This window comes from Qipengyuania aurantiaca (genome assembly GCF_019711375.1).
Lineage (GTDB): Bacteria > Pseudomonadota > Alphaproteobacteria > Sphingomonadales > Sphingomonadaceae > Qipengyuania > Qipengyuania aurantiaca.
The window spans coordinates 2754758-2767319 of sequence record NZ_CP081295.1; the positions used below are offsets into that span (position 1 = coordinate 2754758).

General features: G+C 64.0%; 15 protein-coding genes. 1 reads left to right on the forward strand and 14 read right to left on the reverse strand.

Annotation, left to right across the window (positions count from 1 at the left end; genetic code table 11):
- Positions 1 to 25: 25 nt before the first annotated feature.
- The 10 genes from K3148_RS13400 to K3148_RS13445 form a co-directional block, all read right to left on the reverse strand.
- A complete protein-coding gene (locus K3148_RS13400; protein WP_221425253.1) occupies positions 26 to 562 on the reverse strand; it encodes a hypothetical protein in 537 nt (178 codons plus the stop codon).
- Entirely contained in the window at positions 559 to 1314 is a 756-nt protein-coding gene (locus K3148_RS13405; RefSeq protein ID WP_221425254.1) for an alpha/beta fold hydrolase, read from the reverse strand. Before K3148_RS13405 ends, K3148_RS13400 begins: the two co-directional genes overlap by 4 nt.
- A complete protein-coding gene (locus K3148_RS13410) occupies positions 1311 to 1958 on the reverse strand; it encodes a 2-hydroxychromene-2-carboxylate isomerase (protein WP_221425255.1) in 648 nt (215 codons plus the stop codon). Before K3148_RS13410 ends, K3148_RS13405 begins: the two co-directional genes overlap by 4 nt.
- 25 nt (positions 1959 to 1983) lie before the next feature.
- A complete protein-coding gene (locus tag K3148_RS13415) occupies positions 1984 to 2565 on the reverse strand; it encodes a hypothetical protein (RefSeq protein WP_221425256.1) in 582 nt (193 codons plus the stop codon).
- Positions 2562 to 3587: an aspartate-semialdehyde dehydrogenase gene (locus tag K3148_RS13420; protein ID WP_221425257.1), complete on the reverse strand. Its 1026-nt coding sequence runs from the start codon at positions 3585 to 3587 to the stop codon at positions 2562 to 2564. The genes K3148_RS13415 and K3148_RS13420 overlap by 4 nt, the downstream gene beginning before the upstream one ends.
- Positions 3588 to 3672: 85 nt before the next feature.
- Entirely contained in the window at positions 3673 to 5922 is a 2250-nt protein-coding gene (locus K3148_RS13425) for a S9 family peptidase (RefSeq protein ID WP_221425258.1), read from the reverse strand.
- 353 nt (positions 5923 to 6275) lie between these two features.
- Positions 6276 to 6644 carry a 50S ribosomal protein L19 gene (gene rplS, locus K3148_RS13430; RefSeq protein ID WP_247713840.1) on the reverse strand — a complete coding sequence of 123 codons (369 nt, stop codon included), beginning with the start codon at positions 6642 to 6644 and terminating at the stop codon, positions 6276 to 6278.
- A 13-nt stretch (positions 6645 to 6657) separates the two neighbouring features.
- Positions 6658 to 7506 (reverse strand): tRNA (guanosine(37)-N1)-methyltransferase TrmD, encoded by an 849-nt coding sequence (gene trmD / locus K3148_RS13435; RefSeq protein ID WP_221425259.1) that lies wholly within the window; start codon positions 7504 to 7506, stop codon positions 6658 to 6660.
- Between the two features lie 307 nt (positions 7507 to 7813).
- Positions 7814 to 8764 carry a carbon-nitrogen hydrolase family protein gene (locus K3148_RS13440; RefSeq protein ID WP_221425260.1) on the reverse strand — a complete coding sequence of 317 codons (951 nt, stop codon included), beginning with the start codon at positions 8762 to 8764 and terminating at the stop codon, positions 7814 to 7816.
- 57 nt (positions 8765 to 8821) lie between these two features.
- Positions 8822 to 9121, reverse strand: a complete 300-nt coding sequence (locus K3148_RS13445) for a hypothetical protein (protein WP_221425261.1) — start codon at positions 9119 to 9121, stop codon at positions 8822 to 8824.
- A gap of 141 nt (positions 9122 to 9262) precedes the next feature.
- On the opposite strand from K3148_RS13445, the gene K3148_RS13450 reads away from it, so the two are divergent.
- Positions 9263 to 10177, forward strand: a complete 915-nt coding sequence (locus K3148_RS13450; RefSeq protein WP_221425262.1) for an NAD(P)/FAD-dependent oxidoreductase — start codon at positions 9263 to 9265, stop codon at positions 10175 to 10177.
- On the opposite strand, the gene K3148_RS13455 is transcribed toward K3148_RS13450, so the two are convergent.
- The 4 genes from K3148_RS13455 to rpsP are packed head-to-tail and all read right to left on the reverse strand — an operon-like array spanning position 10174 to position 12546.
- Positions 10174 to 11016 carry a TIGR04222 domain-containing membrane protein gene (locus K3148_RS13455; protein ID WP_221425263.1) on the reverse strand — a complete coding sequence of 281 codons (843 nt, stop codon included), beginning with the start codon at positions 11014 to 11016 and terminating at the stop codon, positions 10174 to 10176. The genes K3148_RS13450 and K3148_RS13455 overlap by 4 nt on opposite strands.
- Positions 11016 to 11570 carry a glycine-rich domain-containing protein gene (locus K3148_RS13460; protein WP_221425264.1) on the reverse strand — a complete coding sequence of 185 codons (555 nt, stop codon included), beginning with the start codon at positions 11568 to 11570 and terminating at the stop codon, positions 11016 to 11018. The genes K3148_RS13455 and K3148_RS13460 overlap by 1 nt, the downstream gene beginning before the upstream one ends.
- Positions 11571 to 11575: 5 nt before the next feature.
- Positions 11576 to 12064 (reverse strand): ribosome maturation factor RimM, encoded by a 489-nt coding sequence (rimM, locus tag K3148_RS13465; RefSeq protein WP_221425265.1) that lies wholly within the window; start codon positions 12062 to 12064, stop codon positions 11576 to 11578.
- Positions 12065 to 12072: 8 nt separating this feature from the next.
- Positions 12073 to 12546, reverse strand: a complete 474-nt coding sequence (gene rpsP / locus K3148_RS13470) for a 30S ribosomal protein S16 (RefSeq protein WP_221425266.1) — start codon at positions 12544 to 12546, stop codon at positions 12073 to 12075.
- Between the last annotated feature and the right edge of the window lie 16 nt (positions 12547 to 12562).

A 12562-nucleotide genomic window follows, 5' to 3' on the forward strand; every position in this document is an offset into this window, starting at 1 on the left:
GAATTGCACGTGCGCGCTTGCTGAATCAAGCGCGGCGCGCAATCTCAAGGCGAAACCACGCAAGCGCCGCCACCAAGGATGGAAAACCGACGAAGAAGGCGACCATCTTCGGGGGCTGCGCCATGGCGGCGATGCCCGCCAAGGCATTGTTCCCGCCTGTTGCGAAACCTTGAATGGCCTGGCACAGGGTTTCGGTCATATCGAGAATACCGAACGCCGTGTAGGCGAGGATCGCGAGGGCCGCCAAAGCCTTGAGCCAAGCGGAGCGCGTGCCGCGCCGGACCAGCATGCCCCCGATCACGCCGCCCGTGCTGTAAAGGACGATAAAAAGAAGGTCGAACACAATGGCGACCCGGAAGAATTGCATCGCCCCAGCTGCGCGCCAGCTATTGTGAATATCCTCGACCCGTTTGGCGGTCGCAGCGACTTGATGATCCACCATGCCCTGCGGCGCGATATCGGTTACCAGCAGATCGTTCTGGCTGATGAGGACGACGATGATCGCGATCCCAGTCAGCCAGAGCACCCAGAAGGTGCGCCAGTTCAAGAATGCCTTCGTCATTCCGGACTGCCCAGCCAGTCGGCCATCGCCTGCCCGAGGTCGGGCTTCGTGACGCTGCCCATGTGGGTGCCGGGCACTTCGGCGTAAGTGGCGTTCGGCAGGAGCGTGGCCAGTTCCTCGGCCGAGCCATTGTCCCGGTCCTCGTCGCCGCAGACGACCAGCGTGGGCATGGTGACATTGGACAGCAGGGCAAGGTCGAGATCGGGCATGGTGTCGAGCAACAGCTGCGCCGCCACGCGGTTCACGCCCTGGGATTTCAGGAACTGCATCGAGAAATAGGCCGGATCGCCGCGCGGGATCGTGTCGAACTCGTCAATCACGCGCTTGAAGAAGGCGCTGCGCTTGGCCCATTCTCCAAGCCCTGCCGTCCCCATGCCGCCGACGATCAGCCGGGCGGGTTCGAGCACGCCGTGTGCCACTGCGTGGAGCGAAGTGCGCGCGCCAAGCGAGAAGCCGCCGAGGTCGTAATCCTCCAGCGCAAGATGTTCGACCAGAGCTGCCACATCACGCACCAGCACGTTCTCAGGATAAGCCGCCGGATCTTCGGGCGCATCGCTTTCGCCATGGACGCGGAAATCGAGCATGAAGACCTCGTAGCCGCGCTCGGCCAAAAGCTGCGCATGGCCCCATTTGATCCAGTTCATCTCCGCGCTGGAGAAGAGCCCGTGCAGGAGCACCAGCGGCCTGCCCTCGCCCGCCCGGTGCAGCGCCAGTCTCGTTCCATCGAAGCTCTCGAACACTTCCATTTTCATCGCTTCGTCAGCCCCTGCTCTTCCATGCGCCATTGCACCATCTCGATACGGTCCTGCCCGAAGAAGGGCTCGCCGTCGAAGACCAAAGTGGGCACGCCCCAGTGGCCCGCGGCTTCGAGCGCGTCCTGGTTGGCGGCAATCTCGGCGTCGAGCCGCTCGGCATCGCCCTCGACCTCGGCGATGATCTCCTCGACGCCGAGGCCTGCGGCTTCCAGCGCGCGGTCGAGATGGCCGCCCTCGTGCCAGCCTTCCTGTCCGCCCCAGATCATCTTGCCCGCTTCGGCTGCGAAAACGAGGCCTGCCCCGCGCCGGGCGGCGGCCTGCCCCATGCGGGTGACGCGGCGGATATAGGGCTGGTCCTCGGCAATCTTGCGCGTCGCCATGTCCTGGATGATCGGATCGGGCCGAGGCACGCCGAAGGGGATGCCATGAAACTGCGCCACGCGGATCATGTCGCGCATGGTGTAGCCCAGCCAATTCGGGTGGTTGCGTTCGAAGAAATCGGGCTGGCGGACGGCCAACGGATAGACCGGTTTCAGCGCGATCTTGAGATCGTATTGTTCGGTCATCGCGCGATAGCGCCCGACCGAGAGATAGCTGTAAGGCGAACGGAAGCTGAAATAGAGCTCTGCGGTCAGTGTCATGCGCGCCTTATACAGGCGCGCGTGCCTAGCGGAAGAAGCAGTTCACGCCAGCGTGGAGCGAGACGATCCGGCCATCTTCGGCAAATCCGCCGATCGTGCCGTAGTCTGCGCTGGTGTAGTGAAACTCGCCCGGCAGCGTCGATTCCATCTCGCGCACCGTGCGTTCTTCCTTGAGCAGGGCGTAGGGTGTCGTTCCGGGCCGCACGCCATCGCTGGTCGCCATGCCCTCGCCGGCCTGCAGGTTCCAGCCGACGAGCCGGTCATCCTGGTAGTTTACCTGGAGCGGGCCGTAGGTGGAAAACTCCATCGGACCCGCGCCGCACTCCCCGTTTGCCGATTGCTCGCCCTGTTCCCCGAAAGCCTCAACCAGGCTCGCGTCGACTTCGCTTCGCGCCGAGCCGAACCGCAAGGTTTCCTCCCCCTTGGCGCCCACGCCATTGGCATCGACCACGATTTTCGTGTCGCCGAATTCCTCGACCGTGGGATTGGCGGGCGGAAGCTCGGTTTCGGCGACATCCGTTTGCGGAGCGGGCGACTGATCTTCCGGCTCGCTGCCACAGGCCGCGAGCGCGAAAGGAAGGGCGAGGAGGAAGGCTGTGCGCATCATCCCTTCTTAAGGCATTCGCGCCCGAGGAGTTCCGCGATCTGCACCGCGTTGAGAGCCGCACCCTTGCGAAGGTTGTCCGACACGCACCACAGGGCAATGCCGTTGTCGACCGTCGGATCGTCGCGCACGCGGCTGATGTAGGTGGCGCTGTCACCGGCGCTTTCTACGGGCGTGACGTATCCCTCGTCCTCGCGCTTGTCGATCAGCATGATGCCGGGCGCCTCACGCAGGATTTCCTGAGCCTGCTCCGCCGAAAGCTCGTTCTCGAACTCGATGTTCACACTTTCCGAATGGCCGACAAAGACCGGCACGCGCACGCAGGTGGCGTTGAGCTTGATCTTGGGGTCGAGGATCTTCTTGGTCTCGACCACCATCTTCCACTCTTCCTTGGTCGAGCCGTCGTCCATGAAGACATCGATGTGCGGAATGACGTTGAAAGCGATCTGCTTGGTGAACTTCACCGGCTCGATCGGGTCGCCCACGAAGATCGCGCGGCTCTGCTGGAACAGCTCGTCCATGCCCGCCTTGCCCGCGCCGGAAACCGACTGGTAGGTCGAGACGACGACACGCTTGATGGTAGCCGCATCGTGAAGCGGCTTCAGCGCCACCACCAGCTGCGCGGTCGAGCAGTTGGGGTTCGCGATGATGTTGCGCTTCTTGTAATCGTGAATCGCATCCGGGTTCACCTCGGGCACGATCAGCGGCACATCGGGGTCCATGCGGTAAAGCGAGCTGTTGTCGATCACCACGCAGCCGGCGGCTGCCGCCTTGGGCGCGTATTCCTTGGCCGGGCCGCTACCGGCCGCGAACAGCGCGATGTCCCAGCCCGACCAGTCGAAATGCTCGATGTTCTTGCACTTGAGCATCTTGCCCGTGTCGCCGAACTCGACCTCGGTGCCGTGGCTGCGTGAACTGGCGACCGCAGCCACCTCGTCGCAGGGGAACTCGCGCTCGGCGAGGACCTGCATCATTTCGCGTCCGACATTCCCGGTCGCGCCGACTACGGCAACACGATAACCCACTGCACTTCTCCAATCACTATTCGCCGCCGAGATAGCGATTGCCGCCGCGCCCGCAAGCGCACATTCGATTGCGGGCGCTAAAGCTTCATTCCGGCGCAGTCACGCCGTGGTGCTCGAGGAAGCGGAAGACGGTGTTGTAACGGTGCGGACTGATCTGCTCGCCCGAGACGCGGTGCGTGTAGCCGGGATAGAGCATCATATGGAATGGCACATTCGCTTCCTGCATGGCCGAGATCACCTCGGTCGCGTTCTCGAACACGACGTTGTCGTCGGCCATGCCGTGGATCAGCAGGAGCGGATCGGTGATCTTGGTGGCGTTCGGGATGGCGGACGCGGCCTTGTAGGCCTCGGAATCGTCTTGCGGCGTGCCCATGTAGCGTTCGGTGTAGTGGGTGTCGTAAAGCTCCCACCGCGTGACCGGCGCACCCGAAATACCGGCGGCGTAGAGCCCCGGATCGGCCTGCAACTGCTTCAGCGTCATATAGCCGCCATAGGACCAACCATCGATGGCGATCTTGTCCGGATCGACGAAATCGAGCGTCTTGAGGTATTCGGCGCCCGCCTTCTGGTCGCGCACCTCGACCCCGCCCATGGCGCGGTAAATCGGCTGTTCGAAAGCGACCCCGCGATTGGCGCTGCCGCGGTTGTCGAGCGCGAACCAGATATAGCCCTTGTCGACGATTGCCTGACGCAAGGCGCCGTTCCAGCCCTTGTTGACGATCTGCGGCCCCGGCCCGCTGTAGTGGTAGTAGTAGACCGGATACTTCTTCCCCGGCTCCATCTCGGGCGTGACCATTTCCCAATACAGCGGCGTGCCGTCCTCGGCGGGAATGGTCCCGTATTGCGTCGGGCGATGGCTTGCGAGGAAGGGCGCGTAGGGATGGTCGGCATCCAGCGCGTTTTCCTCGATCCAAGCAAGCCGCTTGCCGGTCGCATCGGCGATATAGCTTTGCGGCGGCGTATCGTCGTTCGAACGGCTGATGAGCAGCGTCTGGCCCTTCCCGTCCATGCTGGCCGAATGGGTGTAGCCAAGCTCGGTCAGGCGCGTGATTGCGCCCGGATTGGCGAGGTCGACCGAATACACGTGCTGCTCGAGCACACCGTCCTTCGTGCCTTGGAAGAACACGCGGCCTGCCTGCTGGTCCACGCCGACCAGCTTGGTGACGACCCATTCGCCGCTGGTGAGTTGGGTCCAGCCGGTCTTTCCTTCCTCATTGAGCAGGTAGAGGTGGCCATAGCCATCGCGCTCGGACCACCAGATGAGGTTGCCGTTACCGAGCCACTTGTAGTCGCTGCCAAGGTTGATCCAATAATCCTCTACCGCCGCCTTCTCGGTGAACAGCACCTGGCTTTCACCGGTCGCGGGATCGACGCGCAGGATATCCATCACCGTCTGCTCGCGGTTCTGGCGGGTGACGTAGAGATCCTTGCCCGCCCAATCGACACGGGCGAGGTAGATGTCGGCATTGTCGCCGAGGTCCACCTTCACGCGGTTCTGGCCACCGGGGTCCATCACGTAGAGTTCGACCACGGCGTTGTCGCTGCCCGCCACCGGATAGCGCTGGTCGAATACCTTGGTCCCCGTCGCCCCGATGGCGGCGCGGGTGACGATGCCGACGCCGCTTTCGTCAAAGCGTTCGACCGCGATGCGGTTTTCGTCCGGGCTCCACCAGTATCCGTCGATGCGCGCCATTTCCTCCTGCGCGACGAACTCGGCTTCGCCCCAGCGGATGTCGGCGCCTTCTTTGGGCGTGATCGGCGCGGCCTCGCCCATAACTTCGCCGACCCACAGCTGGCGATCGCGCACGAAGCTGATGTAATTGCCATGCGGGCTTAGCGCGGGGTTGAGCTCGCTTTCCTCGGTATCGGTGACCTGCACCACCTGCCCGTCGAGGCTGGCGAGATAAAGGTCGCCGTCGAGCGGCACGAGGATGGCCTTGCCGTTCGAGGTCCATTCGTAGCTGATTATCCCCGAGAGATTGCCGACACGCGCACGTTCGCGCTGCATCTTCTCGTCTTCCGACAATTCGCGGCCCGAGCCGACCTTCTCGCTGTCGACCAGCATGGACCATTCGCTCGTCTCGCGGTCAAAGGCCCACAGGTCGTAGCGCGCCAGGTCATCCTCGCGGTTGCGCAGCACGGTGAGATAGCGGCCATCGGGCGAAAGCTTGGCCTGGCGCGGGCTCGGCCCGTCGAGGCTGGGCGAGGCGAAGACGCGCTCGAAGGTAAGGTCCATGGCGGCGTTCTCCTGCGCAGGGGCATGGTGGTCGGCATAGGCCGGGGCGCTGAGGCACGTGCCCAGGGCAAGGGCGGCGGCGAGGCTGAGCGACTTCATGTTCTCTCCCGAATTCAACTGCCCAGGCTCCTCGCAAGCCGGAAGCCCGATTGCAAGCGCGCTGCGCGGCTGCGCTTTTTTATGCTTAAATTCGAGTTAAGCGCGTCTCCTTAAATCTCCTTAAGGTGCGGCTGCCAGAACCTGTTGTGTCGACGGGGCGGCCACTCCGGCTCACAGGCTTCCCCTCGACATCATACCGGGCCGTTTTCGGCTCATCATGATCCCCACGTGACAAGGGCGGCGCTTTCAGGAGCGTCGCCCTTATTTCTTGTGCGAAGTACGAACGGCGATCGCGCAAACGAAAAGGGCGGCCCCTGCGGACCGCCCTTCCCTTGTTCGCTTGAATGCGAGCCTTACGCCTTGGGCGCGTTGTCGCGGCGTTCCGCGATACGCGCGCGCTTGCCGGTGCGGCCGCGCAGGTAGTAAAGCTTCGCACGACGCACGATACCGCGGCGAACCACGGTGATGCTGTCGACGATCGGCGAATACAGCGGGAACACGCGTTCCACGCCTTCACCGAACGAAAGCTTGCGGACGGTGAAGTTGCTGCCCATGCCGCGGTTCGAGCGGGCAATGACAACGCCTTCGAAATTCTGGACACGCTCGCGGGTGCCTTCGACAACCTTCACGCCGACGCGGACGGTGTCGCCTGCGCGGAATTCGGGAATGTCCTTGCCGAGGTTTTCAATAGCTTCGGCTTCGAGCTGCTGGATCAGGTTCATTTGCCTGGTCTTCCTACTTCTTTTGCCGCGCATCAGAGGCAGACTGGTCCCGATCGCCACTGTAGCGATCCCAAAGGTCCGGCCTGCGTAACCGTGTGTCTTCCTCGCTCCTTGCCTTGCGCCAAGCAGCGATCTTCGCATGATCCCCCGATCGCAGCACTTCAGGGATCGTGCGCCCTTCCCATTCCTGAGGTCGGGTGTATTGCGGATATTCGATGAGCCCGTTCTCGTAGGACTCCTCGACTCCGCTATCGGGCGCGCCCATTACTCCGGGAAGCAGCCGAATGCAAGCGTCGAGAATCGCGATGGCGGCGGTCTCTCCACCCGACAGGACGATATCGGCAAGGCTGACCTGTTCTATCTGCGGATAATGGTCGAATATCCGCTCGTCGAAGCCTTCGAAGCGCCCGCAAAGGATAGCGACGCCGGGGCCTGCCGCAATCTCGCGAATACGCGCCTGCGTGATAGGTTTCCCGCGCGGCGTCATGGCGAGGATGGGGCGAATAACGGCCCCCTCTTCTTTAGAGGAGGGGGTTTGGGGGTGGTGGCGGGCTGGCAGGGCATTCCCGGCATCCCCCACCCCATCCGGGCCTGCGGCGCTCCTCCCCCTCCCCTGAAGGAGAGGGGGCGTTTGCAAACTTTCCAAAGCCCGCCCCAGCACATCAGCCTTCAGCACCATGCCCGCTCCGCCACCAGCAGGCGTATCGTCGACCGTGCGATGCTTGTCGGTAGCGAAATCGCGGATCTGGACCGTCTCGCACGACCAGTCCCCCCGCTCGAGCGCCTTGCCCGCAAGCGACACGCCCAGCGGCCCGGGAAACATCTCGGGATAGAGGGTGAGGATGGTGGCGGCGAAGGTCATTCCCCATTGATCCCCTTACGGCCATTGTTTCGTCGGTCCGAGAGCCACAAAGTAAGAAACGCCAAGGGAATTCCAATCCCGAACTGAAAAATCGCAGCTTTGAGGACGTATGGCGAAAGCTCGTCAAACGGGACGTCCGCCATCAAGGCTGAAAAATAATGCACTGGGGCCCAAAGCAGAGCAGGCAGCACGCCGGCTATTAAGATCAAAGATAGTCGCCCAACGCGTGAAGTCGCCTTACTTGCGGAGAATCCAAGAACCATGGGAGGCATACAGAATAGGATAGCGAGCAAAATGAACCCGAGAGCTACTCCCATCGCACACCACCCTTAGTTTGCGCATTGACGCGGAGCTCAAAGACATCGGGCCGCGAGTAGTGACCGTCCGTGTCTAGGCTCGTCAGCCCCCGACCGATCTCACCTAGATCAAGCTCCGCAACCAGCGTCTCGTCACCATCCCCCGCCTGCGCCACGATCTGCGCATCGGGCGCGATGATCATCGAGCCGCCGCGATTGAGCGCATAGCCCTCGATCGCCTCGAACAGCTCTCTCGCCGCAGCATCGCCGCCTGCACGCTCAAGTCCGTCGAGCAGGTCGTCCCTCTCCTGCACCAGCCCCGCCGCCAGCACGAAGCAGCGGCCCTCCATCGCATAGTGCCGCGAGGCGAGTGCGTATTCCTCGCGCACGGTGGGCCATGCCGCCACATGCACGCTCTCGCCGAGGTTGTGCATCGCAGCGCGGGCGAGAGGCATCCAGTGCTCCCAGCAGATCAGCGAGCCGACCTTGCCCCACTCCGCCTGATGGACGCCCAGCGTCGAGCCGTCGCAGCGCATCCAGATGAGGCGTTCGCCATGGGTGGGGACCAGCTTGCGGTGGTCGAGCACCGGCAGGCCGGGCCGGAAGGTCATCTGGTTGTTGTAAAGGCTCTGCCGCACCCGCTCATGCGCGCCGATGCTGATCACCGCGCCGGTTTCGTCGCACAGCTCCTGCAAAGGCAGAAGCCGCTCGTCATTCGCGACCACCGCCTGTTCGAGCATGATGCGATGCAGCGCCTTGGTGCCGGGATGATCCCAGAGCGCCGCGCCGGGCGCTTCGTCCAGCCACAGCGGATAGCCGCCGAGGAAGGTCTCGCCGAAAGCAACCAGTTGCGCCCCGCCCTCCACCGCCTCGCGCGCCAGACGCACGGCCTTTTCAATCCCGTCGCCGATGGCGAGAGGAATGGGCGCGACCTGGACGATGGCAACGTTCAGCGTGGTCATGCACGGGCGGTTAGCGCGGGCAGGACCGATTGACCATCCCGCGCGCGTATCGGCGCGTCAACGCGAGGAGAGGCGTTCCTGCTCCTTGCCTCGTACTGGCACAAACTTCCCGACCACATTCGAGGTCACGACACCAAGGATTACGAGCCCACCGGCTCCGAAAAGTTCCATGCTATCGAGGGTCGTACTGGGCGCTCCTTCAAGCCGCACGGCGAGCACGGCAGCGAGCGGCGATGCGCCCGCGAAAATGTGGCGCAGCTTGGGCCCGATGGACGGCGACAGTTTGGCTACCGCCACACTCATCCCTGCGCTCATCGCTGCGTAAGTCCCCATCAGAAAAGCGGCGCTCTCGATCATCTCTCGGTCCCTTGCGATCTGTTTTCAATCCGGCCTTCAATGTCCTGACATCGGGGCTCTGGCAAGAGCTGTTCTATGCAAGCAACACAGCTATCGACGAGGGGCTTAGGCACGCATTGCGGCAACGAGCGTATGGTGGGCATGGACTTGGACGATTGCATCATCATCGGCGCCGGGCCCGCGGGCCTGACCGCGGCGATATACCTCGCCCGCTATCATCTCGACATCCGCCTGTTCGATTGCGGCACCAGCCGCGCGAGCTGGATTCCGACCAGCCACAACCACGCCGGCTTTCCCGACGGCATCAACGGCGAGGAACTGCTTGAGCGGATGCGCGAGCAGGCGGCGAAATACGGCGCCCTACGCGAACCGAAGCGCGTGACCGATCTCATCAAGCCGGACGAATGCTTCACCGTCACCTGCGACGACGAAATCTATCGCGCGCGCACTGTCCTGCTTGCCACCGGCGTGGTGAACAACCGCCCCGAAGGGATCGACGACCAACTGCATGACGAGGCCCTCTCGCGCGGACTGATCCGCTATTGTCCGGTCTGCGACGGCTACGAGGTGACCGACAAGAAGGTCGCGGTCATCGGCACGGGCGACCACGGGACCGCCGAGGCGCAGTTCATCCGCACTTACACCAGCGACATCACGCTGGTATCGCCCGACGGCGATCACGATCTGTCGGATGCCTGCAGCGAGGCGCTGGACGAGGCGGGCATAAGGCGCGTCGCGGGCCCTTGCGGCGGTTTCGCGATGGAGAACGGCGCGATCGCCTTCGACACCGCCGAAGGGCGCATGCAGTTCGATTCGATGTATCCCGCGCTCGGTTCGGTCGTGCGGTCGGGCCTCGCACGGTCCTGCGGCGCCGAGGTGAGCGAGGACGACTGCGTGCTGGTGGACGATCACCTTGAGACGAGCATCTCCGGCCTCTTTGCCGCGGGGGACGTGGTCCTCGGGCTGGACCAGATCAGCCACGCCATGGGGCAGGCGGGCGTCGCATCGACCGCGATCCGCAACCGCCTCGCCGAGAAAATGCCGCTCAGGCGCTAGCCGCCGCAGCCCCCGCATCCGCCGCCACAACCGCTTCCGCCATCGCTGCCTCCGTCGCTGCCGCCATCGGCGTAATAGCCGCCCGATCCATCGGAGATGGCCGAGCGATGCATGGCGTGAAGCTGCGAATAGGGCGTGCCGACAAGGATGGCGGTACCGAACAGCGCAACGCCATAACCCAGTTCCGGCGGCGTGGGCGCGCTCTGCAGGCGGACATGGGTGACCCGCGCCTCGTCGAGCGCCTCCTGCCCGGCGCGGGTGCGCGGATCGTGCTTGGCGAAGCGCACCACCCCCAGCACGAAGGTCAGCACCATCAGCGCGGTCAGGAAACCCACCGGCTCCCCTTCCGCCACGCCGGCCGAGCGGCGGTAGAAGCCCACGCCCAGCACCACGAGATAAGGCACGGTGGACATGAACCGCATCTGCCAGCGCGATCCCTTGTCCTGCAGCAGGCCCTTGCGCACGAGGTCCTCGTCCACATCGGCAGCGTAGGGCTTGATGGCGTTGTGCGCCTCGGTCAGGCCGAAATCGCCCTGCTTGCGCAGCAGTGCTTGCTCGGCCCGGTCCTCGCCCGCCGAGGGAGTGGCGGCGCGCAGCTTGTTCTTCGCGCCTTCGACCAGCGCATCAACGCCGAGCAGCCGAGCGATCACGCTCTCGGTCATGCGCCCTGCCCCACCTGCGAGATAGGCCAGTTCGTGCCGGTCGGTCACGGGACCGCGCTGGCCGTCGGGCCGCAGGAAGCCGGGGATCCAGAAACCTGCCACTACGGCAGCCGCCAGCAAGGCGGCGTAGAACAGCAGGAACTCCCCGCCCAAATAGGTCGAAAAACTCGTTTCCATCAGCTCAGTTGCCCTCCCAGCCAACTTGCCGCCAGCGCCAGCGCAGCCAGGAGGACGAGCGCGGGCAGCAGGCGACGCGGGATCACGATAGCATCGGACGGCTTCACGCGAAACGCTTTCGGGTCCTCGACAAAACGCTGTCGGGAATCCGGCCAGACATCGGCTGGCGGCGGTGTGCCGAACGCCTCTTCATAGGATTTGAGCGTCGCGGCGTACTGGTCGTAATAGCGGGATCGCTCGGCCTGCCCGCCGGCGGTCGGGCCATGGTGCAACTCGGCCCCGAGGACTTCGGGACAGAAAACCTGCCAATAGTCGCGGCTGTAGGTGAGGTGGAGGTGCCAGGCCTGGTCCACCGCATCGGAGGGCGTGACCTCGTGCCCGGCGGTCTTCGCAAGGTAGCAGAAGCGCTTGTATTCGAGGACAACCCGCTCGGCGAAATCCTCGTTCCAGCGGTTTTCGCGGGCGAGCCGGGCGATGAAGGACAGCACTGCGTCGCGCGGACCGATGTCGTGGGCGGCAAGGCGTTGCCAGAGATCGGATGCGATGGCGCTCATCGCGCTCACCTATCCCAGAAACCCTCCGCAATGGTCAATTCCTGCGCGGTCCAGCAGGGGACGGCCTGCTCGGTCAGGGGGACCATGAATTTCTTGCCGTCGGGCTTTTCGATCTCGACGATCTCGGTCGCGCCGAAATTCTCGACCGCGCAAACATGGCCGACCGCCTCGCCCGTGTCGGTGACGACCGCGAGGCCAAGCAGGTCGGAATAATAGAATTCACCCTCTTCCAGCGTGGGCAAGGCATCACGCGGAACGGTGAGGACGGTGCCGCGCAGTTTCTCGGCGGCGGTGCGGTCCGCGACTTCGGCAAAACGCGCGATGGCGCCGCCCTTGTTGTCGCTGCGGACCTTGGAGAGGGTCAGCGCCCCCTCATTGAAACTCTTGTGCGGTTTGAGGCCTTCCAGCCCTTCCCCGAACAGCTTCAGACGGACTTCGCCCGCCACGCCATGCGCACCGGTGACGGCTGCCAGCGTGACGGGCTTGTCCTGCATGGGCGCGATTACTCGCCCTTGTCTTCGGTAGCTTCTTCGGCAGCAGCCTCTTCGGCCGGTGCTTCTTCAGCAGCAGCTTCTTCAGCCGGAGCTTCGGCAGCAGCCTTGGCTTCTTCTTCAGCAGCCTTGGCAGCTTCAGCGGCTTCGGCTTCCTTGGCGGCCTTTTCTTCGGCGCGTTCCTTGGCGGCTTCGCCCGGCTCACCCTTCTTGGGGTTGTTCTTCGGCGCACGCTCGAGGATGCCGGCGGCGTCGAGGAAGCGGTGGACGCGGTCCGACGGCTTGGCGCCGACCGAGAGCCAGTGACGCGCACGGTCTTCGTCGAGCTTCACGCGCTCGCCCGAATCCTTCGGCAGCATCGGGTTGTAGGTGCCGATCTGCTCCAGGTACTTGCCGTCGCGCGGGCTGCGCGAGTCCGACACGACGATGCGGTAGTAGGGACGCTTCTTCGCGCCACCGCGCGACAGACGAATTGCAACTGCCATTTTACTTCACCTTTCG